Source organism: Rhizobium aureum (assembly GCF_030182495.1).
In the GTDB taxonomy this organism is placed as follows: domain Bacteria; phylum Pseudomonadota; class Alphaproteobacteria; order Rhizobiales; family Rhizobiaceae; genus Rhizobium; species Rhizobium tropici_C.
Window position 1 is genome coordinate 1 of sequence record NZ_JAQJCI010000013.1, and the last position, 24,118, is coordinate 24,118.

Genomic DNA, 24,118 nt, shown 5'->3' on the forward strand with positions numbered 1-24,118 from the left:
CCCGCATCGCGTGGGCGGTTTTGCGGAAAAAGACATCATTTGAACGTGGCTACCTGGCGGCTGCGGCATAGTCGAGACGGCTATGCTATCGCACATGTAGCTCAACGAGGTTTGCAGGAAGGATCGTGAAGATGGCCTGACAGTTTACCGGCTTCGGAAAGCCCGTTTAAAAAAATGGCACTAGGTGCCGACGGTCTTATTGGGCTCTGAACGCGCGGATGTCCATCTTGGCCATGGGGACTTCCCATGAGACCGTATACGTTGACGCAAACTGATCAGAACACCGTAAAATCCTCTTGCAGACGGGCGGGCCATACGTTTTTGCCTATGGCATCCGGCCAAACCAGCACATTATCTTACGCGAAAAAACCAAGCGTGAGCATTTCGGCGCGATATCGCGCCTATTCATTCACCTCACATTCATTTGAAGCCGTTTGCCCTTGCACGTGGGTCATTTTTTTCATCCCATGAATGGGATTTGCGATTTCTGATATAGCAATCGCGTGCAAGCAGGAGTATACAAACCGCCGTTCAAATAGGCCTTCGCGCCATGACCAGATTTGCGGTTCTGTCCTCGGACCCCACCGCACCATCGAGAGCGATCCCCGACAATGTCGGATCAGATATTCCAGGCCGCCCCCACCAGGCGGGCCGCACCGAATTTTCGTGTAGTAGCGCTTATCGTAGCAAGCGCGATGTTCATGGAACAGCTTGACGCGACCGTGCTCGCGACTGCCCTTCCGACCATGGCAAGAGACTTCGGCGTCAGTGCGCCGGCCATGAGTATCTCGCTGACATCCTACCTCCTCAGCCTCGCGATCTTCATTCCCGCCAGCGGCGCCATTGCAGACCGCTTCGGGTCGCGCACCGTCTTCCGATCCGCCATTGCGGTTTTCGTTGTCGGCTCGCTTCTCTGCGCGCAGGCGCCGAACCTGTTCTTCCTCGTGATCGCGCGGCTGCTGCAGGGCCTCGGCGGCGCTATGATGCTGCCCGTCGGGCGTCTCGTGCTGATGCGCAGCGTCGCCCGCAAGGATATGGTCAACGCCATGTCCTGGCTGCTGATCCCGGCGCTGGTCGGCCCCATTCTCGGGCCGCCCGTCGGCGGCATGTTCGTCACCTATCTCGACTGGCGCTGGATCTTCTACATCAACGTGCCGATCGGCGTCATCGGCTTCATCCTGGTGACCATGTTCATCGAGGAGGTGAAAGGCCCGCGCACCGGCCGTTTCGACCTCTCGGGTTTCATCCTCTCAGGCATCTCTCTCGGCTCTCTGCTCTTCGGCTTCGAAATGTCGAGCCGTGAGGGCGAAGGCTATCTTGCCGTCTTTCTGATCTCCATCGGCCTCTTGTTCGGCATTGCCTATCTGCGCCACGCCCGCAGGCACCCCTCGCCGATCATGGATTTTTCGCTGATGAAGGTGCCGACCTTCCGCACCTCGGTGATCGCCGGTTCGCTGACGCGCATCAGCCAGGGTGCCCATCCCTTCCTGATCCCGCTGATGCTGCAGCTCGGCTTCGGCCTTTCGGCCGCTGCGGCCGGCCAGATCGCCATTGCGACCGCGCTCGGCTCCATGGCCATGAAGCCCTTGCAAGTCCGCATTCTGAGGACGCTCGGTTTCCGCACGGCCCTTATCATCTTCGGCCTGATCGGCACGCTCGGCTACGGCATGTGCGCCATCTTCCAGCCGGATTGGCCGCTGCCCGTCATCTTCGTGATCCTGTTCTTCTGCGGCTTCTTCATGTCGTTCCAGTTCACGGCCTACAACACCATCGCCTATGACGAGATCGAGCGCGATCGCATGAGCATCGCGACGAGTTTCTACTCGACCTTCCAGCAGCTGATGCTGTCTCTCGGCATCTGCGTCGCCGCCCTTGCCCTGCATGGCTCGATGCAACTGCGTGGAGAGACGAAAGCCGAGATGATCGACTTCTCGGTCGCCTTCATCGTCGTGACGGCCATTGCACTACTCGCGGTGATCTGGAACGCCAGCTTCTCGCGCACCGCCGGCTCCGAAATCAGCGGCCATCGCCGCAAATCGCCGGAAGATGGCCTCGGCGAGCATTGAGTTGGCCAGGGCATGATGCCGAAAGTGTAAGCGGCCCCAGGACGAAATAATCATCCGGCGCTCAGCTTGGGAGTGCAAAGTCGCAACGCGCATCGATCATGCATCGGTGCTTCGACCTTGATGGGTTTTGTCCGCCTTGCGGAAACAGGGGTGAATAAAAAAGAGGCCGGACCAACCCGACCTCTTCCTTCATTGCCTAACGATCTATACCATCTCATCCATGGTCCAAGACCGGAAAACAAATGGCTTACATAGCTTCGAGCTGGTCGGCCGACATCTTGCCCGAACGCTTGTCCTTGACAAGCTCGTAGGAGATTTTCTGGCCGTCGCGCAGCGTGCTCATTCCAGCGCGCTCAACGGCTGAAATATGCACGAAAACATCCGTCGCCCCATCATCAGGCTGAATGAAACCGAAACCCTTGGCAGCATTGAACCACTTTACAGTACCTGTGCTCATAACGATGACCTTTCAATCACTCACATAAAGACGTCAACCAGGAAACACTGGTTGGCAGTGGACCGATTTTGAGAGGGAAGTTCGTCGTTGTCGCGCAGAGTGCGTCGAGGCAAAGCGTCGGTCACAAATATCGATGACGCATCTTGTATCGGATAGGTATATTCTCCACAAGCAGAAACATCTAAATTAACTAATGTTGGATAGCGCATCAAAAGATGACATACGTGATGGCGCTGATACAGCTGCTTTTGAATAGAGTCGAAAGACCCTCTCCTTTGGACTCCGCTCGTCTGCTTCTGCAAAGGACTGCGGAATTGTGTCGTTGATGCGGGCATCTTCTGCTACAGCATGATACCATCTCCATTGTGCCTACAGTCGATCAGCTTGGGCTATTTGCGACCAGCGTCAACACGATACAACCCCTGGAGGCTGATGTGACACCACCGAATAAAGAGAACCTATTCGGCTCAAAGAGACAGGCGCCGGCAGATAAAGCCAATCAGCTCGATTCGGCGGTTAAAGAAATTCTCGCCAGCGAGCATGCAATCCGTGAGCGAAAAACGGCCCGTCTGCGCGAGCTCCGGCTTGAAAAGGAAGCTCTGCAACCACAGCCGGAGCCAAAGACAAAGTCCAAACGGAAGACTCCGAAAAAATCGGGGGCGGCTGAAACCTGATCTGACAGCCGATGCAGCGCGATAAAAAGTTGCGTTTTTGTGAACACTGCCTTCTACAGACCGCACATTGCATTGAACAATGGCCCCGGCCTAAATAGCGACCAGAACGAATAACAGTCTGGAGCATCCCATGGTCGCCGGCATCCATCACATCACGCTGATCACCCGAAAGGTCCAGGCGAATGTCGATTTCTACGTCGGCTTCCTCGGCCTGCGCCTCGTCAAGCGCACCGGTGGTTTCGAGGACGCAACGCAGCTTCATCTCATCTATGGCGATGCCACAGGCTCGCCGGGCTCGCTGATCACCTTTCTCGTTTGGGAGGATGGCTCGCCCGGCCGCGCCGGCGTCGGCCAGGTCGGCGAGATCTCGCTTGCGATCGATCCAGCCAGCATCGGCTTCTGGCTGACGCGCGCCCTGAGCGCCGGCCTGAAGCCGGAAGGTCCCTCCGAGGAGTTCGGCGAACCCGTCTTACGGCTAAAGGACCCGGACGGCGTCATCGTCAAACTGGTGGGAACCAATACTCTGCAAGCGGCAGCTCCATGGACAAGCGACACCATTCCGCAAGAGCACGTGATCCGGCGTATCCGCGGCGCGACGCTGTTCAGCGAAACGCCCGAGGAGACCCGGGCCATCCTTGTCGATCACTTCGACTACCAGCCGCTCGCCACCAGCGGGGCGATCGGCCGGCTCATCTCGCTATCGGGCGATATCCTCGACATTCGTGATGCGCGCGGCTTCTGGGCCAGTGCTCCGGGCACGGGCACGGTCGATCATGTCGCCTTTCGCGCTAGCGACGACATCGAATTGCAGTCAATCCGTACCGCCCTGCAGGCGATCGATTCCGGGCCGACAGCGATGCATGACCGCAAGTATTTCCGCTCGCTCTACGTCCGCGAGCCCGGGCGCATCCTGTTCGAACTCGCAACCGACGCGCCCGGCATGCTGGTCGACGAGGACGAGGCAACGCTCGGCACGCGTCTCTTCGCTCCCGGCGACAGTCCGAAGCTTCTGGCCGAGCTGAACGTGGTCCTGCCGCAGTTCTCCATGCCCGGCGAGCCACGCGTCATCTATCGCGATCTGCCCTTCATCCATCGCTTCTTCACGCCTGACAAGCCGAACGGCAATGTCTTCGTTCTGCTGCACGGCTCCGGCGCCAACGAAACGACCATGCTGCCGCTCGGCCACAAGATCGATCCTGCCGCGACATTGCTCAGCGTGCGCGGCCGTGCGCTCGAGGAAGGTGCACCGCGCTGGTTTCGCCGGACCGGCCCGATGTCCCTCGATCAGGCCGATATCGTGAGCGAAGCCGAAGCCTTCGCCGCCTTCATCGATGGCGCGATCCATGTTTACGGACTCGATCCGGATCGCATCGTCTATATCGGCTACTCGAACGGCGCCAATCTGCTGAACGCCATGCTGTCGCTGCACCCGCATCTGATCCGCCGCGCCGTGCTGCTGCGCTCGATGGCCGCCCTCGAAAATCCGCCGGCAGCTGATATGTCGGATGCCGAAGTCCTGGTGATCGCGGGCGAGAAGGATCTGTATGGCCCATACGCCCAGCCTCTCGCGGAACGCCTGCGGGATGGCGGCGCCAAGGTCGAACTCGCGACGGTGCCCGCCGGTCACGAATTTGATGATGCAGACGTGTCGGTCATTCGGGACTGGTTGAAGCGGAACGTGTAAGGCCGATATGCCGACCTCCTTCTCCCCTCGGAGAGAAGGAGGTCGGCTGCAGCTCACCCCTTAAACGTATATTCCGCGATCGATTCCGGCTTCATCTCGATCGAGAACCCCGGAAGGCTCGGCGGCATGTAGGCCGCGTCGCGGATGATGCAGGGGTCGATGAAATGCTCGTGCAGATGATCGACATATTCGATGACGCGGCCGTCCTTGGTGCCTGATATGGCGATGTAGTCGATCATCGACAGGTGCTGCACATATTCGCAGAGGCCGACACCGCCGGCATGCGGCCAGACCGGCAAACCATATTTGGCGGCGATCAGCAGCACAGCCAGCACTTCGTTGAGACCGCCCATGCGGCAGGAATCGATCTGCACGACATCGATGGCGCCCTCGGCGATGAACTGCTTGAACATGATGCGGTTCTGACACATCTCGCCGGTCGCGACCTTCACGGGACCGATGGCTTGGCGGATCTTGCGGTGTCCGGCGACATCGTCCGGGCTTGTGGGTTCTTCGATGAAGAAGGGCTTGGCGAAGGCGAGCTTCTTCACCCAGTCGATCGCCTGATTGACTTCCCAAACCTGGTTGGCATCGATCATCAGATAGCGGTCGGGGCCGATCACTTCGCGGGCAATCGTGAGGCGGCGGATATCGTCTTCGAGATCGCGGCCGACCTTCATCTTCACATGGTTGAAGCCGGCGTCGATCGCCTCCTGGCACAGGCGGCGCAGCTTGGCATCGTCATAACCGAGCCAACCGGCAGAGGTCGTGTAGCAGGCATAGCCCTCGCGCTCGAGCGTTGCGATACGGTCGGCCTTGCCGGCTTCCGCCTTCTTCAGGATAGCGACGGCCTCGTCGCGGGTCAGGACATCTGTCAGGTAACGATAGTCGACGATATCGGCAATCTGCTCGGCATCCATCTCCGAAACCAGCCGCCAGACCGGCTTGCCGGCCTCCTTGGCGAGTAGATCCCAGACGGCATTGACGACCGCGCCGGTGGCAAGGTGCATCGCGCCCTTCTCCGGGCCGATCCAGCGCAACTGGCTGTCGCTGGTCAGATGCCGCCAGTATTTGCCGGGGTTTTCCAGAACCGTCGCAAGCTCGGTACCGACGACCAGATGCCGCATCGCCTCGATCGCCATGCAGCAGATGTCATTGCCGCGGCCGATGGTGAAGGTCAGGCCGTGGCCGGCAAGCCCCGGTCTGTCGGTCTCGAGGATGACATAGGCTGCTGAATAGTCCGGATCCGGATTCATCGCGTCAGACCCGTCGAGGCTTTGCGATGTCGGGAAGCGCAAGTCGAAAACGCGAAGATTGGTGATGCGCGTCATTGGAAAACTCCTTCTATATCCATCGCGGCCTCTCGACCCGTTAACCGAGGCCGAACTCCTCCCAGAGTGCCGCATTATGCTCGCCAACGTGCGGGGCCGCACGCTCGAATTTCGGCCGCTGCCCATCGATGCGGATGGGCGAGCGGGTTGTCTGCAGGCTGACGCCATCTTCGCGCCCGACCGTCTGCAGCATGTCGAGAACGCGAAAACCTTCGCTACCTAGCAGCTCTGGCCAGCTCAGCACTTTTGCGCACCAGATGTCGGCAGGTTCGAGGATCGCCAGCCAGTCGTCAACGTTGCGGCTGGCGATGCGCGCCGCGATCAGCGCCTTGATCTCATCACGTGCCGTAAACCAGCTTTTCTCATGATCGCGATAGGGCGCAAGCTCGTCCATGCCGAGCAGATCGGCAAGCTTGGAAATCGGCGTCATGGCGATAGCGAGATAACCGTCTGCGGCGCGATAGACGCCATAGGGAGCCGAAAGATAGGCGTGGGCACTGCGAACATGGGAGCGCTCCGGCAGCTTGTTGCCGCTGTTCATGTGCACGCTCAGCACCTCGACCTGCAGATCGATCAGGGCTTCCAGCAGGCTGGTCTCCACCAGCCCGCCCTCGCCCGTCACGCCGCGCCGCACCAGCGCCGCAAGAATGCCCTGCGCCGCTGCCGCACCCGCCAGCATATCGCCGACCGCGAGACCAAAGGGCACCGGTCCCTGCCCCTCATCGCCGTTCAGCCACATGACGCCGGAGCGCGATTGCGCCAGAAGATCCTGCCCCGGGCGCGAGACCCACGGCCCCTCTTCGCCGTAGCCGCTGATCGAGCAATAGACGAGACGCGGATTGAGCTTGCTTGCGGCCTCATGATCCAGCCCCAGCCGCTCGAGCACGCCGGGGCGAAAATTCTGTATAAGCACATCGGCCTTGGAGATCAGCTTGCGCAGCGCGCTCATATCGCGCTCGCTCTTCAAGTCGATCGCGAGACTCTCCTTGGAGCGGTTGATAGCATGGAAGATCGTCGAATCGCCGCTCTCACGGTCGCTGAGATAAAGCCTGCGCGAGAGATCGCCCCCACCTGGCCGTTCGATCTTGATGACCCTGGCGCCGAGATCCATCAGCCGCAGCGAACAATAAGGACCTGACAGAAACTGGCTCATGTCGACGACGACAAGTCCGGCCAGAGGCAAGTCCTTCTTCAAGACCATCGATATTCCCACTCCCTGACATCGCCCGGCTCAAGGCGCTCCGCCGCCTTGAGGAATATCCTCGCAGCTGGTTTTCGCATCGGCCCAATTTTCTTATGTGAATAGTATTTTCACATATGGATGAATTTTGCAAATGAAAAGAGGAGGAAAATTCGACCGCGCTCCCCGCCGACACGGCGGAAAAATGCGCTATGTTCCGGCACAGTCAGGATTGCTGAAGGAGATAGAGAATGACGACGGTGAAATTGCTCGATGATGCGGAAGCAGACGCAATCCCGGCGGTCAAGGCTGTGTTCGATGACATTCGCGCGGTGAGGAAATCCGATTTCGTCAATAATTTCTGGCGCGGCTTGGCAAATGATCCCGCCTTGCTGAAACGGACGTGGGAGGGCCTGAAAGCGGTCATGATGGCGGAAGGGGCGCTCGACCCGCTGGTGCGCGAGATGATCTACATCGCCGTCTCCACCGCCAACGGCTGCACCTATTGCGTCCATTCCCATACGGCAGCTGCCAGGGCAAAGGGCATGACCGATGCACAGCATGGGGAGTTGCTCGCTGTCATCGGGCTTGCCGGGCAGACCAATCATCTGGTTACGGCAATGCAGATCCCCGTCGATCCGGAATTCGATGTGAGCGGCCGATGAAATGCAGAAGGCCCGCTGATATAGCCAGCGGGCCTTCCATAAACAATCTTCGCCTATTAGCGATCCGACGTTTCCGCCGCCTGGCTATCTGCCGCAATGGCAGCGACGTTGACGCCGTTGTTCACAGCCAGCAGCCTTTTACGAACAAGAACGCCCATAACGCGGGCAGCCGTCGAAAAAGTCATCGTATCAAGCGGACCCTCGCCCTCCCAGGGCTTGGTCAGCCGCTCGGTCACGGCCGAGACGATGTTGTTGGGCACGATATCAGTGCATTCGCGCATGGCTTCGAACACGACACTGATGGGATGGATACGCCCTTCGAACGTCACGATCGGTTCGGTGACTTCGCTGTCCCATTCCTCGAAGGCGTAGAGCGCTTCGCGGAAGAGCTGCTGCAGAGTGATGGGGGCATGACCCTCATGAAGGGGCGGCAAGGCATTCGACATGTCTGTCTCCTTTCAATTGGAAGTCCGGCGCATATATGTAAAGTTGATGGTCTCTCCTCCGAGACCCAAGCGCTGCTTCTTCAATTTGGCGCGCCTTATTGAGGGGAACGGCGCGGCAAACCATTTCGTGACCGGCGCAACGCGGGATGCACACGAAATGTTCCCACCGGTCATGTAACTTGATCAAGTTTATAGATTAATCCCGACTTGAAAAGCCTTATTGATAACTTTTTGTAATTCCCTTTATTTTTGAATGGCTTCGCGTAGAGTGAAACAACAGCGTTCCCGTGGAGGGCATGCGAATCTCCCTCCAAAGCCGAAAGGACGACCATGTGCGGCGATCATGAGCATGGGCATCAAGACGGGCACGATCACAGCCATCAACCGGTCGACTGGCGTGAACATGGCGTCAAAATCATCCCCGGCAATGCCCTCGACCCGAATACCGCGCAGACACCGGGCATGAACCGCGCAACCGCGATCAACCATGCGCGCGCCGGCGCGGAAAAGATCTGGGCGGGAACCGTGACGATCCACGCCAACGCCAAGACCGGCGCCCATCATCACGGCGATCTCGAAAGCATCATCTATGTCGTCAAAGGCAAGGCGCGGATGCGCTGGGGTGACAATCTGGAATTCGTTGCCGAAGCCGGTCCTGGCGACTTCATCTTCGTGCCGCCTTACGTGCCGCATCAGGAGATCAATGCCAGCCGCGACGAAACGCTGGAATGCGTCCTCGTCCGCTCCGGTCAGGAGCCGGTGGTTGTCAATCTCGACATAGAACCCGTCGAAAAACCGGAGGAAGTCCTCTGGAAGGACCCGATTCACCGGTGATGCGCTCAATTTTTAGGCAAATGCTCATTTTGCCGCATTAATAATCTACAATATTTATGGAAAATTAGTTTGCTCTTTCGCGTTGCACTGAAAAGAGTTTTTCAGAACTGCGCCGCACAACGCATGATCCTGCTTCGCGGACAGAACGCACGTCTGAGATGATCCTGATGTCACCGAGAAAAACGATCTCGATCATCTGGAACAGGATTTCCCATGACTGAAAAGCTTTCTAAAGGTTTCGACGCGCCGCGCCTTTCTCGCCGCGCCGGCCTTGCTGCCCTCCTTGCCTCCGCTGTCGTCGTGTTCGGCTTGACGGCGACCGCTACGCCCTCCTTCGCCGCAGACAAGACGATCAAGGTCGGCATCATGAGTGGTGAGGACGAGGATGTCTGGCGCGTCGTGGTCGCTGAAGCTGCCAAGAAGGGCCTGAAGGTCGAGCCGGTCGTCTTCAACGATTACACCCAGCCGAACGAAGCCCTGGAGCGCGGCGAAGTCGAGGCCAATGCCTTCCAGCATCAGCCCTATCTGGACAACCAGATCAAGCAGCACGGCTATCACATCGTCAACGTCGGCTATACGGGCGTCTGGCCGATCGGGCTCTATACCAAGAAGTACAAGGCTGTCGCCGACCTTCCGAAGGGTGCCACTATCGGCGTGCCGAACGATCCGTCCAATGAAGGCCGCGCCCTGCGTGTTCTGCAGCATGAAGGCGTGATCAAGCTCAAGGACGGCACCGGCATCCTCGCCACCACGGCCGACATTTCTGAAAACCCAAAGAACGTCGAGATCAAGGAACTGGACGCCGGCATCGTCGGCCGCTCGATCGACGACCTGGACGCAGCCGTCGTCAATACCGACTGGGCGCTGAAGAGCGGCTTGACCCCGAAGGATCGCATTGCGCAGGAGCCGATCGACGGCAACCCGTACCGCAACTTCATCGCCGTCAAGAAGGGCAGCGAGAACGAGGCCTGGGTGAAGACGCTGGTTGCAGCTTACCAGAACGACACCGTCAAGGCCGAGTTCGACAAGGTCTACAAGGGTACCGGCCAGAGCGCCTATTGATATCAGTACGGCGCGGGGGACAGCGCTGAGCGGTAAGGCGGCCGGGGTATCTTGCCCGGGCCGCCTTCGATGTTTAAAGCCCATGCTCAACCCGCGCCGAACGTAAAAAAGAAGATTGGGAAGCAGATATGAATTCCTTCATCCCAGGCACATCAATCGACGGACAGGCGCCGCCCGAACGAGCGGCGAGCGACGAAGTCGTCCGCCTGGTTGATGTCCGTCGCCGGTTCGGCGGCACGCCGGCACTGGACGGCATATCTCTGACCGCGCGCCGTGGCGAGATCGTCGGCATCATCGGCCGCAGTGGCGCCGGTAAATCGACGCTGATCCGTTGCCTGAACGGGCTGGAGCGCGTCGATAGCGGCGAGATCCATATCGAAGGCCGCGACATTGCCCGCCTTTCGGAACAAGAACTGCAGCCGCTGCGCCGCCGCATCGGCATGGTCTTCCAGCATTTCAACCTGCTGTCGGCAAAAACCGTCGAAGAGAACATCGCCCTGCCGCTGAAGATCGAGGGCGTGGCCAAGGCCGAACGGCTGCAGCGCGCACGCGAACTGCTCGAACTCGTCGGTCTCGCCGACAAGGCCAAAGCCTATCCAGCCGCCCTTTCCGGCGGCCAGAAGCAGCGCGTCGGCATCGCCCGCGCCCTTGCCGCCCGGCCCGCATTGCTCCTGTCGGACGAGGCGACGTCGGCGCTAGACCCGGAAACCACCCGATCGATCCTGGCGCTGCTGAAGGATATCAACCGCAAACTCGGCCTGACCATCCTGCTCATCACGCACGAGATGGAGGTGGTGCGCTCCATCGCCGATCGCGTCGCCGTCATCGATGCGGGCCGGATCGTCGAGGAGGGTTCGGTCTGGTCGGTCTTCGCCAATCCACAAACGGAAATCACGGCAAGCCTGCTTGGCGGCATCCGGCCGCAATTGCCGGAACATATCGCCGCGCGCCTCTCCCCGACTTCCGGCATCGAGGCCATTCTCAGCGTCGATCTCGCCGGTCCGGCCGCGCAGGGCGCGCTCTTTGCGGAGCTTTCCGCTGCCCTGCCGCGTTCTTTCCGCCTGGTTCACGGCGGCATCGACCACATCCAGAACCAACCCGTTGCCCGTTTCTTCGTCGCCGTCCCGACGCGCGATCCGGACCTGCCGGCGCAGGTCAGCGATTTTCTGAAAGCCCGCTCCGCCCGGTTAGAGGTTTTAGGCTATGACAACTGATGTGATCCTCGGCCTGCTTTGGCGCTCCTTCTGGGAGACGATTTGGATGACGACTGCGTCCGGCCTCCTCTCCCTGGTCATCGGCCTGCCGCTCGGCCTAGCCCTCGTCGTCACTGGTCGCGGCGGCATTGCCGAGCAGCCTGCGATCAACAGCATCCTTGCCGCGCTCGTCAACGGCTTCCGCGCCGTGCCTTTCGTGATCCTGCTGATTGCCCTCATCCCGCTGACGCGGCTGATCGTCGGCACCGCGCTTGGGACAACGGCGGCGATCGTGCCGCTGACCATTGCCGCGATCCCCTATTATGCCCGTATCGCCGAGGTCTCGCTGCGTGAAGTCGATCGCAGCCTGATCGATGCGGTGCGCGCCATGGGAGGTAATCGCTGGACGATCATCCGCGAAGTGCTGGTGCCCGAGGCCATGCCCGGCATCGTCGCCGGCTTCACGGTGACGCTGGTGACGCTGATCGGTGCTTCGGCCATGGCGGGCACGATCGGCGGCGGTGGCCTCGGCGACCTTGCGATCCGCTACGGCTACCAGCGTTTCGAAACCGGTGTCATGATCGCCGTCGTCATCGTACTGATCATTCTGGTCTGCGGCATGCAGTGGCTGGGCGATCGTCTCGCCAACCGGCTCGACCGCCGTTAGTCCCGTCAATGCAAACCCATTCCCGACGCAGAGAGACACCGCCGGGAATGGGGACCTGCTGTCAGTTGCGCGTCACCGGTTTCGAACGCATGCGCGACACCGTTTCCCGCTCGGCGCGCTTGCAGCGCATCGGCGGCAGGCCGCGATCCATCAGATCCATATCCTCCAGTACCATGTCGCCCATCTTCTTGAAGGCGCTGTCGAGAGCGCCGGCGCGATGGGCTGAGCGCAGAAAGCCCTTGAGCCTGCGCACCGGATGATCAAGGCTGAGCGGCTCCTCAGGATAGACGTCGCTCGCCGCCACGATATGGCCGGATGCGACCGCCGCCATCAGCGCCTCGAAATCCACCACATCAGCGCGGCTGAGCAGTATGAAGGCTGCCCCCGTGCGCATTTTCGCAAAAGCTTCGGCACCGAGAAAACCCTTGTTCTCGCTGGTGACCGATGCGACCACGAAGACGAAATCGCTGCTGGACAACACCTCGTCCAGCCCGGCAGGCTGTACGCCATGTTCGCGGAGGATCGATGGCGGCATCCAGGGATCGAATACTTTGATATTGGCGCGGAAGCCGGAGAGAACCCGATTCAGCGCCTTGCCGAGATCACCGAAGCCGACAATGCCGATATCGCTGCCTGAAATCAGCCTGGCGCCGGCATTGCCGTCGCCGCCCCAGAGTTCCCTGCCCTCGCGGAAATCAAAATCGGCATCAGCGATGCCGCGCGCCAGGCTTAGCGCAAACCCAAGGCCGATTTCGGCAACTGGTTCGGCGAAGACGAGACCTGTGGTGACGACATGGATGCCGCGCGCGAAAAGCACTTCATAAGGCATGTTGTTGATGAGATTGCTCTCGACATTCAAAATGCAGCGCAGTTGCGGCATGCGGTCGAGCGTCTCCTTCGACAAGGGCGGCTGGCCAATGATATAGCGCGCCTCGCCGAGCACATCGTCACCCAACCCGCCGATATCATCCGCACCCACTTCGACGATGCGATATTTCGACTGAAGGAGCGACAGTGCGTCCTTGGTGAAGATAAGCTCGAGCGAGCGCGGCTCCGGCGCGCTGATGGCCAAGGGCCTGCTGTCGGTGGTCATTCTATTCCTCCTTGTCTGACGAGGCGATCCAATAGCATTCGACGGATCAGATCAATCAGGTCTCGTCCTCTTCGGCAGGCATTCCGACGGAGAAGGCGCAGATGCGCGAGAGATGGGTGAGTGGCAGACCCGTCTCGGCATGCCAGACATTGAACTGATCCTGGATCAGACGCAGGTCCTTCTTCGTCGGTTTGCTTTCGGAAATCGGCACACCGGAAAGCCGTAAACAGACGAGAACGTCATGGCTCATGACGAAGCTGTCGCGGCTGATCGCCCGCAGGAGATACTGGCCGGTCATGCCGCCGAGCCGGTTCGCCTGCTTGTCCAGGATGGCAAGCAGGCCGATCTGATCCTCCAGCGGCCAATCGGCGAAGAAGCGGCCCGCGCCGCCATGCTGGTCTGCAAGCTTGCGAACGAATTGCGCATTGGCCCGCACCGACATGATTTTGGCGCCATTGCGGATGACACGCGTGTCGGAGGTCAGGTCATGCCAATAATCATCCGGTGTTAGATTGAGAAAAGCCGGATCGAAACCGGAAAAAGCAGTCTCGAATCCCGCCCATTTGGCATCGATCACGTTGCGGACGAAACCCGCATAGAAGATGTAACGCGTCATTTCCGACAGGATGCGGTCATCAGGCAGGGCACGCAGGGCATCATGGTTCGGCACCTTCGGCATCAATGCCTTCAGGCCCTCGGCGCCGCCCTTGCGCTTCTCGGCCCGTTCCTTGATCTCCACAAAACTCGCCATCGCTTTCTCCATGCCTGCGCGGTGCGTCCAAGTCTTTTATGATCTTCCGCCGCCGCGCAAGTAATCTTCATAGAATGATCGCCTGTGAAAACACGGCATCGAAAGATATGACTCGAAAGTTGATCGCGCTTCCGCATGAATTGATTTCCGCGGTGATTGAAACGGCTCCCAGCTGCTCCACATATCGTCTTGAAATTAACTTGAGTTTTCAGGCAGCACAGCGTTAGTTTCGGCGGCATCGGATCGGAGCCTCGTACCATGAATAGTAAAGACTGGAATTATCCCATCATGGTCATCTGCAAGCGGACTGGAAAAGTTTACGCCGTCACCAGCACGAAGGAAGCACTGGACATGTTGCTGAATGCCTGGCCGGTGGCGGAGGGCAAGGCATTCATGATGGCTCTGCAAATCTGCGCCGACGTCGAAAGGGGTCAGGGACAGCCGCTGGAGGCTCGCAGCAGCTTTGTCATAGCGGCGGCGGAGGCCGGCGTCCCGCTCGAAATTCCCGTGACTCAATAGAATTCACCCAATCTTCCACATGCATCCGTGCGCCAAACGGCCGCCTGTCTCTCCATATGATTGCGACATCAATCGGTCTGTGCGCCCTCAAGCCGGCCTTGCTCCGCCCGGCCGTCCGCCCCGCGCCAGGCTGTAAGACAGCCACGATCGATTTTTCGTAAATTGCGAAACTTTTTGTCGCGACAGGAGTTTCGATCACAATGTCGGAGCACCATCGAAAATGACCATGATATTTAATGGGGGCGAGGTCCGCTGGCCCGAGCCCGTTTATCTGCGTATCGGCTATGGCATACCGGAAGCAATTCGAAGTCCGAAAGAAGCCCACGATTACCTCCTTTTCCGTTGGCCGGCTCTCAGGGGCGAGAAATACAAGTCGGCCAGGAGCCTTTGCCTCGCCGCCAACGACGATCCCCTTCTCTGCGACAAGGCCAGGAAAATTTTCATCGAGGCCTGCGTTGAAGCGGACGTATTGGATTAAGGCCATCTAGAGCCCGTCGCCGGCTCGGGAAGCAAGGCGCTCAAGCCAGCCTTAGTTCTCAGCGGCCTCCATTCCGATCCGTTCAGGCTAGCGTCAATAGACGGGACCCTCGACCATGCTGCGGCGGTGGAGGGCTGTCGCGGGGCCTACAAGTATCGCGGCAGGAGCCGGCCGATGCGAAAACCCTCGCCGACAGCCGGCGTTCACGCCGCTCTACGTGGACAAACGAAACCAGCTCGATAAACGCCAGCCGAAAGCTATTCGATCCGGAATGCTTTTTGCAACGTTACCGAAGCAAGTACGTTTCGGAGGTAATGCGTGTTGAAACGAGACACTTTACGACCATTTCCGGCTATCACGCTGGTGATCGGAGAAAACGGCAGGCAGCGCCGCGTCAATTCAGTACATCAGGTCGCTGAACTGCTGCTGGAGCATTGGCCGGTCGAGCATGGCGAGGAGTATGTCGCCGCGGTGCGTATCTGCCTTGAAGCGATGCTTGGCGCCGTCCCGCCCGAGGCCGTGAGGGAGGCCTTGATCAAGGCTGCCCGCGAGGCTGGCATATCCGTATTGCAGTAAAAACGCGCCGCCATCCCGCGTCAGGCGGGATCTCCCTGAGATAATTCACTTTTTATGAAGGAGTGCCGGCGATGTTGCCAATAGAGGCAGGCGATTCGCTCTGCCAATGACGGAGAGAATATGTCGCTTCTACCATTCCCGGCCGACAGGCGTACCAGTGATGTCAGGCGGTGTGCCAAAGCCCTGCAGCAGCTTCACGGAGAGGCGGCAAACCGCTTCTGGCGTTCGGAAATGGCGAGCTTTGCCGCCGTCCTGCGGGAACAGGGAGTGGAAGACGACGAAATCTCGCGGCAGGCCGGCCTCTATATGCACGCAGTCCAGATGGAGCTGCAGCTTGCCTTTGCCGAGGAAGAGCTGAACGCGTCGGCCTGACGGGGATAGAGCCTTCCGCTTTTCCTCGAATCGCGAAAACGCTCTATCCTTTGTTCATGCAATTCCGGACGGAAAACCCCTACGCACTTTTCCTGGAATTGCTCTATTTAGGCAGCCTGCAGAATGCGATCGATTTGTCGCCGCTGGTCGGCGACCTGATCTGCACCGTCCATTCGCCGCCGGGAAAATGAAATCCCTTGGAGGAAGCCACGCCGGCAATCTGCATGCATGCCTTCCTGGCGTCGGCACTCGGCAGATCTATCGTCGCTACGACAGCGTTCTTCCTGCCGGCAACCTGACACGGCGCAGTAAACAAGCCGGTATTGTCGATCATTTTGCAAACCCGGAGCGCGTTGTTCGCGGCTTCATCGGCAGCCATTGCAGAATTGGCGACCACCAATGCAGTGGTCACCGCCAAAAACAGTCTCATTGAAAACCCCGATCCCCTATGGCGGCACGGTGCCAGAGCATGTTTCTTCTTGCAAGACATGTTGCACGGATTTGCGGTGACTGTTTGGAAATAAAACATCAATGACGATAACTTGTTCGCCGGAGAATTGGTTTACCGGAGATCTTCCGCCGCAATCGAGGAACGTCAACCTTCAGGAAGCCCTTACTGGCCGCCTCATCGGTCGACCCGTGAAAAGCACGCAATTCACAGCCTGCCGTTAATATCTTCGATATTGGAACATGGCATATTAGCAAAATGTAGAAATGAGGAAGCCAACGCGATGACGGCACTGTCACCCGAAGGTCGAGCATCCCTCCGAAAACGTACGCTTCTCGGCGGCAAGATCATATTCAACGGCGGCCATTCGGTTTTTGATTGCACTGTCAGAAACCTGTCGGATACCGGCGCCATGATCCAAATCGAAAACCCGCTCGCGGTACCAAACACCTTCAGTCTGCGATTTCCGGACGACAGGCTGCTCGCCTGCGAGGTGCGCTGGCGAAAAATCAACAGCATAGGCGTTGAGTTCGTGTGAGACTGTCTCTCACCGCAAGCAGGTGTCGCAGCCGCGGACGATGTCGCCGAACTGCATGCCTTCACAACACACCTGGGCTCCAGTCACGAACTCCTGCCGCCGTTCAGCATCAATTTGCCTGATCGATTTCACTGATGCAGCGAAAGCAGGCCGACCAGGATCATGCAGGTCAGCAGGCCGGCGGACAGAAAGAACATAAGAAGAAGTTTATAGCTCGACATCAGGGCCTCCCTTCGAAGTTGCTCTTGGTGTCGTCATGGAAAGCCGCGCCTCATCCGGAACTCGCGCGGCTCAAGGCGCTCGGTTCCACATGAGGATCGAGTAAAGCTCGTTACCTATCTTTACGCAGGCAGCCACTCTTGGTTCCGACATCATTCGGAAGCGCAGCAAGAATTTTCGATGCCGCCATATCGTCGCGTGGGGAACACCGCGACCTTCGCAACCAGGATACCCCCATCCCTTGGAACTTACCGCAATTTGGCGGAAGCCCACCACCGGAACAAATGTCGCGCTCGGAGCATTCCCGAACATATGGCACTCTGTTCAATTTGTTCGCAAAGGAGATGGCTATGAACCAGGACACGATCGACCGGTTGGACTCGATTAACCAACAGCTTCACACGCGCGCTCTTGCTCTATCCCAATCCCAGGAAGGTCATGACCACGCGCTCATGATGTCGGCATTGAGCGCCATGATAGAGGTCGTGCGATCTTTGGACGAGAACATGACCCGTCTCGATGGCCCGAAGGGAATCGGCTCGGCGGGCTCGTGAGCCCAGTTCTGTCCATCTGGAGCGGGCAGCGCCTCGGGAAATCAATAAGCCATTGATTTAAATTAGAATTTTGGTAGCGGAGGAGGGATTTGAACCCCCGACACAAGGATTATGATTCCTCTGCTCTGACCTACTGAGCTACTCCGCCACGCCACATTTGATGTTGAAATCAAATGCAAAGGTCAAACGAACCGTCGCTCGAAAGCGCTAGCTCGTCGGTTGAGCGGCTTATAAGGTGCGGTTCGGCTTGGTGTCAAGCGGATGATTTGGAAAAATCAGTGCTTTCTCTTGACGCCGATACATCCGCCCTCAAGCAGCCACCGGGCCTGCCAGTAGCGCCTTCAACGAAGCCTCCGCCATCGGCTCGCGTTCCGAGCGTTCGATGAAGCCGCCGCCATAGACGCGGGCGTCGTCGCCCGGTGCCGAATAGAGCGCGCAGGCCTGCCCTGGAGCCACGCCGGCCTCGCCGACGGTAAGATCGACATAGATGCCGCTGGCATCGGCATGCAGCACGGCAGGCGACGGCGCGCGGGTGGAGCGGACCTTGGCGAAACAGGCAAAGCCTTCACCGGAAGCGGCCTGCGAGAGCGGTTCGTCACCCAGCCAGTTGACATCTCGCAGATAGACGCGATGCGTTTCCAGCGCCTCCTTCGGGCCGACGATGACGCGCCGCGAGCGGGCGTCGAGATAGACGACGTAGAGCGGCTCGCCTGTGGCAACACCGATGCCGCGGCGCTGGCCGATCGTGTAATGCAGGATGCCTTCGTGCTGGCCGAGCACACGGCCGTCAAGATGAACGATCTCGCCGGCAAGCGCCGCATTCGGCTTCAGCTTGGCGATGACGTCGGAATATTTGCCCTGCGGCACGAAACAGATGTCCTGGCTGTCGGCCTTCTTGGCAACGACGAGGCCCATCTCTTCAGCAAGCGCACGAGTCTCCGCCTTCGGCATGCCGCCGAGCGGAAAGCGCAGATAGTCGATCTGTTCCTGCGTCGTCGCGAAAAGGAAGTAGCTCTGGTCGCGATCGGCGTCGGCCGGGCGATAGAGCGCGCGACGATGCGGATGTTCAAAAGAGGGATTCGGGCGCGAGCGGATGTAATGGCCGGTCGCCAGCGCATCGGCGCCGAGTTCCTTGGCGGTCAGCAGCAGATCGGCGAACTTGACTGTCTGGTTGCAGGCAACGCAGGGGATCGGCGTTTCGCCGGCGACATAGCTCTCGGCGAAGGGATTGATCACCGTCTCGCGGAAGCGCTTTTCATAGTCGAGCACATAGTGCGGGATGCCGAGCGTTTCGCAGACGCGGCGCGCATCGTCGATATCCTGGCCGGCGCAACAGGAGCCGGCGCGATGCACGGCCGCGCCATGGTCATAGAGCTGCAGCGTGATGCCGAGCACATCATAGCCCTGCCGCTTCAAAATGCCGGCAACGACGGAGCTGTCGACACCGCCCGACATGGCGACGACGACGCGGGTATCTTCCGGCCTCTTGTCAAAATCCAGTGTATTCACGGTCGTTGCCGCCAGTCTTGAACGATCTTCGATGCTGTCCGTAGCGGGATGACCTTCCTTCGAAACGTCGTCACGCTCTCACGATTTCATTTCGCACGATCTGATCCAAAAACCGCTGCACACTTTTCGGGATCATGCTTCCTGCCGCCGGATGCCATGCAAAAGCGGCGAATTTTCATGCGGGCAATGGGCTGCACCATTCGCAACCTGCCTAATTCTGGAGGGATATAGAAAGGATCGCTATCCGGCGCAAGGGGGCGGCAAAAGTGCCGATCAACCCTTTGCCTTCAATTGCCGGATCAGATTGCGGCTGCGCCTCCATACCGTGACCGCCGAACCGATGGCAATGATCCAGAGCGTGATCGTCAAAACCCAGCTGCCGCCGGTCCATAGAGCCTCGACAATCGAAAGCAAAGCCGCCGCCGTAGTGACCGCCATGCGATGCTGCTTGGCCATCGGACCGCCGAAATTGCTGGGATTGCCGGTGGCGCGGCCAAGCTCGCGCGCATAGGCGGTCAACACAGCAAAGGCGCCAGCCGCCCAGCCGAGGCCTGGTATCGCAATGCCATAACCGATACCGGCGAAAATGAGGATATCGGCGATCCGATCCGGAAATTCGTTCCAGAACGGCCCGTCGGCCTCCCCCTTTCCGCCTTCGACTGCCACCATGCCGTCAAGCAGATTGCAGAGCAGACGCAACTGGCAGAACAAGGCGGCAAGGATCAGCAGGACCACTCGCATACCGAGACTATCGGCGGCGCCGGAGAGCCAGAACGAGGCTCCCGCCAGCGCTGCCATGAGCATGCTCGCCTGTGAGATCCGGTTCGGCGTTACCGAAAGCGCCGTCATGCGCCGCGCCAGCATCTGAGCCCACCGCGTATTTCGGCTCGCCAGCGGTCGTCTGTCGCCCATCCCCTCGCCTGTCATCGCCCCTCACCTTCCATGACTTCGCAGCCTTCCGCCCGAGATCGAGTAATTATAGATCGCCGCATAGCTGGAGGAGACCAGCAGAGGCACGGCGATGGTCTTCAGGATCTCCGGCGTGCCGCTCAGCGCATGGATGAGAACCAGGATGGTCGCCGAGCCCAGGCAGGCAATCAGCGGCGGCGCCCAAAGGCGCAGAAGGCCACTGAATCGCCGCGACAAAGCCTCGACCACGGATTTCAGGAACAGTGTCAGGCAGCCGGAAAGCACGCCCTGCACGAGGCCCGCAATCAGTGGCCGCGGCATCGGGTGCATGCGATTGGCGAAGACCGCCCAGCCGCCCATGGCGAGAAAGGCGAAAAGCACATGCACGATGGTGCTGCCGGCAAGCGCTTTCAGCTTCTCGCTCATGACAGCGACCACCAGAAGCGCACGAGGTGGAAGAAGATCGGCGCGGAGAAGACGACCGAGTCCAGCCGGTCGATCAGCCCACCATGCCCTTCGATCAGATGCCCCCAATCCTTGACGCCGCGATCCCGTTTGATCGCCGACATCACGAGACCACCGAAGAAGCCCATGATGGTGATGATGAAGGCGAGCAGCCCGGCCTGCAGCGGCGTGAACGGCGTCACCCACCAGAGCGCCGCGCCGATCAAGGAAGCGCTGATGACACCGCCCACGAAGCCTTCCACCGTCTTCGATGGAGACAGCCGTGGCGCGATCTTCGTTTTCCCGAACAACTTGCCCCAGACATATTGCAGGACGTCGCTGAGCTGCACGACGATCACCAGGAAGGCGATCAGCAGCACGTTGCGGCCCTCGTAGCCGGGAATATGCAGCGTCAGCAGCGCCGGCACATGCGAGGCGCAGAAGACGCAGATCATCAGCGCCCATTGCACTTCGGCGATGCGCACCAGAAACCGCTCGGTATCGCCGCGCAGCACCGCGATAATCGGCATCAAGAGGAAGGCGTAGACGGGAATGAAGATCGAATAGATGCCGTATTGCTCGGCCCAGAGCAGGTAATATTGCACCGGCAAGGCGACGAAGAAGGCGGCGGCAAGCGCCCAATGATCCGCCCGCTTCGTGTTGATCAGCGTCACGAATTCGCGCAGTGCCGCAAAGGAGCAGAAGGCGAACAGCAGGATGACGCCGGCACGCCCGGCGATGAAGGCAATGCCGATCAGCACCACCATCACCCACCAGGCCTTGATGCGCGCATTCAGGTTTTCGATCGCCGCATTCGATCCGTCGGGCGAAAGGCGCCGTTCCAGTACGTAGCCGATGACGGAGGCGACGATCAGGACGCCGAAAATGCCAAGAACAAGGTGGATCAGATCGGCACTTGCCGCACTCATGTTCTGTCTCCCGCCCGCTTGGGCGCCAGCGCCAGTAGCGCCGCTTCGGCTCTTGCCAGGAACTCCGCCTTCTCCTCGGTGTCGCCGATATGCAGCGCCTCGCCGAAGCTGACGGTGCAGATCAGCGGAATAGGCACGAACTCGCCCTTGGGCATGACGCGATTGAGGTTATCGATCCAGACGGGCACGAGATCGATATCGGGGCGGGCCTGAGCAAGATGGAAAAGCCCGCTCTTGAAAGGCTGCAGCGGCTGATCAGTCAGATTGCGGGTGCCTTCCGGAAAGAGGATCAATGAAGAGCCTGCATCGAGCGCCTGCGTCATCTGCGTGACCGGATCTTCCTTACGTGCCTCGCGATCCCGCTCGATCAGCACGGCATTGAAGACATCCCGGCCGATGAAACTGTTGAGCGGCGATTTCAGCCAATAATCCGCGCCTGCCACCGGGCGGACGCGTCGGCGCAATCGTGGCGGCAGGACAGTCCAGATCAGGATGAAATCGCCATGGCTGGAATGGTTGGCGAAATAGACGCAGCGGCGGGTTTGCATGCCGCTCTCAGGCCAGATGGCCCGGACGGCGGTGATGGCCCGTGCAAAGAGCACGATCGCCACCGAGGCCGGCTTCGCCAGCCACTCGATCGGCGTGCCCATTCCTTCCCCGAGAATGTTCTTCCGCAAAGCCTCCATGACATAGAGATAGGCGCGTTTCCTCGCCCCCGATAGTCTACGCACCGGGCTTATCCACAACCCTCACAACCATAAAGAAAGCCCGGCGCAACTTATGTCGCGCCGAGCTTTCGGATTGGCTCTTGGGAGGAGCGAATTCTATAGCTGCCGCCCCTCTTCAGGGCGGGCAGGCTCAGTCGGCGTTGAACACCAGCGGCTTTGCCTGACGGATCGCCTGATGCGCCGTCAACTTGCCAAGCACCTCATCACTGATCGGACCGTCGACATAGAGAAGCGCGATGGCATCACCGCCCTGCTTGTCGCGGCCGAGCTGGAAGTTGGCGATATTGACGCCGGCGGAGCCGAGCGTCGTGCCGATGAAGCCGATCATGCCGGGAACGTCGGTATTGGCGATATAGACCATGTGATTGCCGACATCGGCATCGAGATTGATACCCTTGATCTGGATGAAGCGCGGCTTGCCGTCCGAGAAGACGGTGCCGGCGACGGAACGCGTCATGCTGTTGGTGGTAACCGTCAGCTTGATGTAACCGTCATAGACGCCGGTCTTGTCGCGCTTGACTTCTGCAAGCACGATACCCTTTTCCTTGATCATGATCGGGGCCGAAACCATGTTGACGTCAGCAACCTGATTGCGGATCAGGCCGGCGAGCAGCGCGCTGGTCAGGGCCTTGGTGTTCATGTTGGCCGTGACGCCATCATAGAGGATCTCGATTTCCTTGATCGGATCTTCCGTGACCTGACCGACAAAGGCGCCGAGAACATCGGCAAGCTTGATGAACGGTTTCAGGATCGGCGCTTCCTCAGCGGTGATCGAGGGCATGTTGATGGCGTTCGAGACGGCGCCCTTGACGAGGTAGTCCGCCATCTGCTCGGCGACCTGAAGAGCGACGTTTTCCTGGGCTTCCGTCGTGGAGGCACCGAGATGCGGCGTGCAGACGACGTTCGGCAGGCCGAAGAGCGGGCTTTCCTTGGCGGGCTCGACTTCGAACACGTCGAAGGCGGCGCCGGCGACATGGCCTGATTTGATGGCGGCAGCAAGAGCCGCTTCATCAACGAGACCGCCGCGAGCGCAATTGATGATGCGCACGCCCCGCTTCATCTTGGCAATCGCGGAGGCGTCGATGATGTTGCGGGTCTTGTCGGTCAGCGGCACATGCAGCGTGATGAAGTCGGCGCCGGCGAAGAGTTCATCGAGCTCGACCTTGGTAACGCCCATTTCCTCGGCGCGCTCCTTCGACAGGAAGGGGTCGTAGGCCAGGACATGCATCTTCAGGCCAAGGGCGCGGGCAATCACGATGGAACCGATGTTGCCGGCGCCGATGATGCCGAGCGTCTTGCCGGTGATTTCGACACCCATGAACTTCGACTTTTCCCACTTGCCGGCCTGGGTCGAGGCATCGGCAGCCGGAAGCTGGCGGGCAACGGCAAACATCAGCGCGATGGCGTGTTCGGCGGTCGTGATCGAATTGCCGAACGGCGTGTTCATGACGATGATACCGCGGCGCGAGGCGGCCGGAATATCGACATTGTCGACGCCGATGCCGGCGCGGCCGACGACCTTGAGGTTCTTCGCCGCTTCGATGATCTTCTCCGTCACCTTGGTGGCAGAACGGATGGCAAGACCATCGTAATTGCCGATGATTTCGAACAGCCGGTCCTTGTCCTTGCCAAGTTGCGGCTGGAAATCGACTTCGACGCCGCGATCGCGGAAGATCTGAACGGCGGTTTCCGACAATTCATCGGATACGAGAACGCGAGGTGCCATGGAGGCCTCCTGAAAAGTCAGCTAAGACGAGCAATCCCACGAAATGCGAACGGTTTTCCGGTCGGA

Annotated in this window: 27 protein-coding genes and 1 tRNA gene; 14 read left to right on the plus strand and 14 right to left on the minus strand. The window is 59.6% G+C overall.

Going from position 1 to position 24,118, the window contains the following annotated elements:
• Positions 1 to 611 precede the first annotated feature (611 nt).
• Positions 612 to 2,066 (plus strand): MFS transporter, encoded by a 1,455-nt coding sequence (locus PH552_RS24025; RefSeq protein WP_113250531.1) that lies wholly within the window; start codon positions 612 to 614, stop codon positions 2,064 to 2,066.
• A 247-nt stretch (positions 2,067 to 2,313) separates the two neighbouring features.
• Here PH552_RS24025 and PH552_RS24030 read toward each other — a convergent pair whose 3' ends face one another.
• Positions 2,314 to 2,523: a cold-shock protein gene (locus tag PH552_RS24030; RefSeq protein ID WP_034503699.1), complete on the minus strand. Its 210-nt coding sequence runs from the start codon at positions 2,521 to 2,523 to the stop codon at positions 2,314 to 2,316.
• 434 nt (positions 2,524 to 2,957) lie between these two features.
• Between PH552_RS24030 and PH552_RS24035 the strand changes: the two genes are divergently transcribed.
• Together PH552_RS24035 and PH552_RS24040 are read left to right on the plus strand one after the other, a co-directional pair.
• On the plus strand, positions 2,958 to 3,197 hold the full coding sequence (locus tag PH552_RS24035; RefSeq protein WP_113250559.1) for a hypothetical protein: 240 nt from the start codon (positions 2,958 to 2,960) through the stop codon (positions 3,195 to 3,197).
• 130 nt (positions 3,198 to 3,327) lie between these two features.
• Positions 3,328 to 4,881, plus strand: coding sequence for a VOC family protein (locus tag PH552_RS24040; protein WP_113250530.1), 1,554 nt, complete (start codon positions 3,328 to 3,330; stop codon positions 4,879 to 4,881).
• A 53-nt stretch (positions 4,882 to 4,934) separates the two neighbouring features.
• Here PH552_RS24040 and PH552_RS24045 read toward each other — a convergent pair whose 3' ends face one another.
• Together PH552_RS24045 and PH552_RS24050 are read right to left on the minus strand one after the other, a co-directional pair.
• The gene (locus PH552_RS24045; RefSeq protein WP_113250529.1) at positions 4,935 to 6,212 is read right to left on the minus strand and encodes an L-fuconate dehydratase; all 1,278 of its coding nucleotides are present in this window, start codon (positions 6,210 to 6,212) and stop codon (positions 4,935 to 4,937) included.
• A 40-nt stretch (positions 6,213 to 6,252) separates the two neighbouring features.
• Complete coding sequence (locus PH552_RS24050; RefSeq protein ID WP_112340537.1) at positions 6,253 to 7,413, minus strand: CaiB/BaiF CoA transferase family protein; 1,161 nt, start codon at positions 7,411 to 7,413, stop codon at positions 6,253 to 6,255.
• Between the two features lie 230 nt (positions 7,414 to 7,643).
• Here PH552_RS24050 and PH552_RS24055 point away from each other — a divergent pair, with 230 nt between their 5' ends.
• Positions 7,644 to 8,057: a carboxymuconolactone decarboxylase family protein gene (locus tag PH552_RS24055; RefSeq protein WP_112340538.1), complete on the plus strand. Its 414-nt coding sequence runs from the start codon at positions 7,644 to 7,646 to the stop codon at positions 8,055 to 8,057.
• A 56-nt stretch (positions 8,058 to 8,113) separates the two neighbouring features.
• Here PH552_RS24055 and PH552_RS24060 read toward each other — a convergent pair whose 3' ends face one another.
• Positions 8,114 to 8,503, minus strand: coding sequence for a BRA0787 family protein (locus PH552_RS24060; RefSeq protein WP_112340539.1), 390 nt, complete (start codon positions 8,501 to 8,503; stop codon positions 8,114 to 8,116).
• Positions 8,504 to 8,833: 330 nt separating this feature from the next.
• Here PH552_RS24060 and PH552_RS24065 point away from each other — a divergent pair, with 330 nt between their 5' ends.
• The 4 genes from PH552_RS24065 (at position 8,834) to PH552_RS24080 (ending at position 12,259) form a co-directional block, all read left to right on the plus strand.
• The gene (locus PH552_RS24065; protein WP_112340541.1) at positions 8,834 to 9,337 is read left to right on the plus strand and encodes a cupin domain-containing protein; all 504 of its coding nucleotides are present in this window, start codon (positions 8,834 to 8,836) and stop codon (positions 9,335 to 9,337) included.
• A gap of 213 nt (positions 9,338 to 9,550) precedes the next feature.
• Complete coding sequence (locus PH552_RS24070; protein WP_183764845.1) at positions 9,551 to 10,399, plus strand: MetQ/NlpA family lipoprotein; 849 nt, start codon at positions 9,551 to 9,553, stop codon at positions 10,397 to 10,399.
• A 128-nt stretch (positions 10,400 to 10,527) separates the two neighbouring features.
• The gene (locus PH552_RS24075) at positions 10,528 to 11,613 is read left to right on the plus strand and encodes a methionine ABC transporter ATP-binding protein (protein ID WP_113250527.1); all 1,086 of its coding nucleotides are present in this window, start codon (positions 10,528 to 10,530) and stop codon (positions 11,611 to 11,613) included.
• Positions 11,603 to 12,259: a methionine ABC transporter permease gene (locus PH552_RS24080; protein WP_113250526.1), complete on the plus strand. Its 657-nt coding sequence runs from the start codon at positions 11,603 to 11,605 to the stop codon at positions 12,257 to 12,259. Before PH552_RS24075 ends, PH552_RS24080 begins: the two co-directional genes overlap by 11 nt.
• A 61-nt stretch (positions 12,260 to 12,320) precedes the next feature.
• Here the strand turns inward: PH552_RS24080 and PH552_RS24085 are convergent, their stop codons facing one another.
• Both PH552_RS24085 and PH552_RS24090 read right to left on the minus strand, forming a co-directional pair.
• Positions 12,321 to 13,352 carry a hydroxyacid dehydrogenase gene (locus PH552_RS24085; RefSeq protein ID WP_113250525.1) on the minus strand — a complete coding sequence of 344 codons (1,032 nt, stop codon included), beginning with the start codon at positions 13,350 to 13,352 and terminating at the stop codon, positions 12,321 to 12,323.
• 55 nt (positions 13,353 to 13,407) lie between these two features.
• Positions 13,408 to 14,103 (minus strand): DNA-3-methyladenine glycosylase I, encoded by a 696-nt coding sequence (locus PH552_RS24090; RefSeq protein WP_183764848.1) that lies wholly within the window; start codon positions 14,101 to 14,103, stop codon positions 13,408 to 13,410.
• Between the two features lie 258 nt (positions 14,104 to 14,361).
• On the opposite strand from PH552_RS24090, the gene PH552_RS24095 reads away from it, so the two are divergent.
• The 4 genes from PH552_RS24095 to PH552_RS24110 all read left to right on the plus strand — a co-directional run bounded on the left by PH552_RS24095 (position 14,362) and on the right by PH552_RS24110 (position 16,048).
• Positions 14,362 to 14,622, plus strand: a complete 261-nt coding sequence (locus PH552_RS24095; RefSeq protein WP_112340547.1) for a DUF982 domain-containing protein — start codon at positions 14,362 to 14,364, stop codon at positions 14,620 to 14,622.
• 220 nt (positions 14,623 to 14,842) lie between these two features.
• On the plus strand, positions 14,843 to 15,100 hold the full coding sequence (locus PH552_RS24100) for a DUF982 domain-containing protein (protein WP_112340548.1): 258 nt from the start codon (positions 14,843 to 14,845) through the stop codon (positions 15,098 to 15,100).
• A gap of 318 nt (positions 15,101 to 15,418) precedes the next feature.
• Positions 15,419 to 15,676: a DUF982 domain-containing protein gene (locus PH552_RS24105; RefSeq protein ID WP_245430250.1), complete on the plus strand. Its 258-nt coding sequence runs from the start codon at positions 15,419 to 15,421 to the stop codon at positions 15,674 to 15,676.
• A gap of 120 nt (positions 15,677 to 15,796) precedes the next feature.
• Positions 15,797 to 16,048, plus strand: a complete 252-nt coding sequence (locus PH552_RS24110; RefSeq protein WP_112340550.1) for a DUF6074 family protein — start codon at positions 15,797 to 15,799, stop codon at positions 16,046 to 16,048.
• 103 nt (positions 16,049 to 16,151) lie between these two features.
• On the opposite strand, the gene PH552_RS24115 is transcribed toward PH552_RS24110, so the two are convergent.
• Positions 16,152 to 16,478 carry a hypothetical protein gene (locus PH552_RS24115; RefSeq protein ID WP_112340551.1) on the minus strand — a complete coding sequence of 109 codons (327 nt, stop codon included), beginning with the start codon at positions 16,476 to 16,478 and terminating at the stop codon, positions 16,152 to 16,154.
• A 112-nt stretch (positions 16,479 to 16,590) separates the two neighbouring features.
• Here PH552_RS24115 and PH552_RS24120 point away from each other — a divergent pair, with 112 nt between their 5' ends.
• Both PH552_RS24120 and PH552_RS24125 read left to right on the plus strand, forming a co-directional pair.
• Complete coding sequence (locus tag PH552_RS24120; protein WP_285166322.1) at positions 16,591 to 17,034, plus strand: PilZ domain-containing protein; 444 nt, start codon at positions 16,591 to 16,593, stop codon at positions 17,032 to 17,034.
• 569 nt (positions 17,035 to 17,603) lie between these two features.
• Entirely contained in the window at positions 17,604 to 17,807 is a 204-nt protein-coding gene (locus tag PH552_RS24125) for a hypothetical protein (protein WP_113250522.1), read from the plus strand.
• Positions 17,808 to 17,878: 71 nt separating this feature from the next.
• Here PH552_RS24125 and PH552_RS24130 read toward each other — a convergent pair.
• The 7 genes from PH552_RS24130 to serA form a co-directional block, all read right to left on the minus strand.
• Positions 17,879 to 17,955 (minus strand) — tRNA-Met (locus PH552_RS24130).
• A gap of 161 nt (positions 17,956 to 18,116) precedes the next feature.
• A complete protein-coding gene (gene mnmA, locus PH552_RS24135) occupies positions 18,117 to 19,316 on the minus strand; it encodes a tRNA 2-thiouridine(34) synthase MnmA (protein WP_113250521.1) in 1,200 nt (399 codons plus the stop codon).
• 273 nt (positions 19,317 to 19,589) lie between these two features.
• The gene (locus tag PH552_RS24140; protein WP_113250520.1) at positions 19,590 to 20,243 is read right to left on the minus strand and encodes a CDP-alcohol phosphatidyltransferase family protein; all 654 of its coding nucleotides are present in this window, start codon (positions 20,241 to 20,243) and stop codon (positions 19,590 to 19,592) included.
• Between the two features lie 6 nt (positions 20,244 to 20,249).
• A complete protein-coding gene (locus PH552_RS24145) occupies positions 20,250 to 20,651 on the minus strand; it encodes a hypothetical protein (protein WP_112340556.1) in 402 nt (133 codons plus the stop codon).
• Positions 20,648 to 21,598: a phosphatidate cytidylyltransferase gene (locus tag PH552_RS24150; protein ID WP_113250519.1), complete on the minus strand. Its 951-nt coding sequence runs from the start codon at positions 21,596 to 21,598 to the stop codon at positions 20,648 to 20,650. Before PH552_RS24150 ends, PH552_RS24145 begins: the two co-directional genes overlap by 4 nt.
• Positions 21,595 to 22,248: a lysophospholipid acyltransferase family protein gene (locus PH552_RS24155; RefSeq protein WP_113250558.1), complete on the minus strand. Its 654-nt coding sequence runs from the start codon at positions 22,246 to 22,248 to the stop codon at positions 21,595 to 21,597. Before PH552_RS24155 ends, PH552_RS24150 begins: the two co-directional genes overlap by 4 nt.
• Before the next feature lie 208 nt (positions 22,249 to 22,456).
• Positions 22,457 to 24,052: a phosphoglycerate dehydrogenase gene (gene serA / locus PH552_RS24160; protein WP_113250518.1), complete on the minus strand. Its 1,596-nt coding sequence runs from the start codon at positions 24,050 to 24,052 to the stop codon at positions 22,457 to 22,459.
• Between the last annotated feature and the right edge of the window lie 66 nt (positions 24,053 to 24,118).

What these genes read in the sequence shown, in the direction of transcription:
- PH552_RS24025 (WP_113250531.1), top strand. Translation starts at nt 612, where the DNA reads ATGTCGGATCAGATATTCCAGGCCGCCCCCACCAGGCGGGCCGCACCG.
- PH552_RS24030 (WP_034503699.1), bottom strand. Translation starts at nt 2,523, where the DNA reads ATGAGCACAGGTACTGTAAAGTGGTTCAATGCTGCCAAGGGTTTCGGT.
- PH552_RS24040 (WP_113250530.1), top strand. Translation starts at nt 3,328, where the DNA reads ATGGTCGCCGGCATCCATCACATCACGCTGATCACCCGAAAGGTCCAG.
- PH552_RS24045 (WP_113250529.1), bottom strand. Translation starts at nt 6,212, where the DNA reads ATGACGCGCATCACCAATCTTCGCGTTTTCGACTTGCGCTTCCCGACA.
- PH552_RS24050 (WP_112340537.1), bottom strand. Translation starts at nt 7,413, where the DNA reads ATGGTCTTGAAGAAGGACTTGCCTCTGGCCGGACTTGTCGTCGTCGAC.
- PH552_RS24055 (WP_112340538.1), top strand. Translation starts at nt 7,644, where the DNA reads ATGACGACGGTGAAATTGCTCGATGATGCGGAAGCAGACGCAATCCCG.
- PH552_RS24060 (WP_112340539.1), bottom strand. Translation starts at nt 8,503, where the DNA reads ATGTCGAATGCCTTGCCGCCCCTTCATGAGGGTCATGCCCCCATCACT.
- PH552_RS24065 (WP_112340541.1), top strand. Translation starts at nt 8,834, where the DNA reads ATGTGCGGCGATCATGAGCATGGGCATCAAGACGGGCACGATCACAGC.
- PH552_RS24070 (WP_183764845.1), top strand. Translation starts at nt 9,551, where the DNA reads ATGACTGAAAAGCTTTCTAAAGGTTTCGACGCGCCGCGCCTTTCTCGC.
- PH552_RS24075 (WP_113250527.1), top strand. Translation starts at nt 10,528, where the DNA reads ATGAATTCCTTCATCCCAGGCACATCAATCGACGGACAGGCGCCGCCC.
- PH552_RS24080 (WP_113250526.1), top strand. Translation starts at nt 11,603, where the DNA reads ATGACAACTGATGTGATCCTCGGCCTGCTTTGGCGCTCCTTCTGGGAG.
- PH552_RS24085 (WP_113250525.1), bottom strand. Translation starts at nt 13,352, where the DNA reads ATGACCACCGACAGCAGGCCCTTGGCCATCAGCGCGCCGGAGCCGCGC.
- PH552_RS24090 (WP_183764848.1), bottom strand. Translation starts at nt 14,103, where the DNA reads ATGGCGAGTTTTGTGGAGATCAAGGAACGGGCCGAGAAGCGCAAGGGC.
- PH552_RS24095 (WP_112340547.1), top strand. Translation starts at nt 14,362, where the DNA reads ATGAATAGTAAAGACTGGAATTATCCCATCATGGTCATCTGCAAGCGG.
- PH552_RS24100 (WP_112340548.1), top strand. Translation starts at nt 14,843, where the DNA reads ATGACCATGATATTTAATGGGGGCGAGGTCCGCTGGCCCGAGCCCGTT.
- PH552_RS24110 (WP_112340550.1), top strand. Translation starts at nt 15,797, where the DNA reads ATGTCGCTTCTACCATTCCCGGCCGACAGGCGTACCAGTGATGTCAGG.
- PH552_RS24115 (WP_112340551.1), bottom strand. Translation starts at nt 16,478, where the DNA reads ATGAGACTGTTTTTGGCGGTGACCACTGCATTGGTGGTCGCCAATTCT.
- PH552_RS24125 (WP_113250522.1), top strand. Translation starts at nt 17,604, where the DNA reads ATGAACCAGGACACGATCGACCGGTTGGACTCGATTAACCAACAGCTT.
- PH552_RS24140 (WP_113250520.1), bottom strand. Translation starts at nt 20,243, where the DNA reads ATGACAGGCGAGGGGATGGGCGACAGACGACCGCTGGCGAGCCGAAAT.
- PH552_RS24145 (WP_112340556.1), bottom strand. Translation starts at nt 20,651, where the DNA reads ATGAGCGAGAAGCTGAAAGCGCTTGCCGGCAGCACCATCGTGCATGTG.
- PH552_RS24150 (WP_113250519.1), bottom strand. Translation starts at nt 21,598, where the DNA reads ATGAGTGCGGCAAGTGCCGATCTGATCCACCTTGTTCTTGGCATTTTC.
- PH552_RS24155 (WP_113250558.1), bottom strand. Translation starts at nt 22,248, where the DNA reads ATGGGCACGCCGATCGAGTGGCTGGCGAAGCCGGCCTCGGTGGCGATC.
- serA (WP_113250518.1), bottom strand. Translation starts at nt 24,052, where the DNA reads ATGGCACCTCGCGTTCTCGTATCCGATGAATTGTCGGAAACCGCCGTT.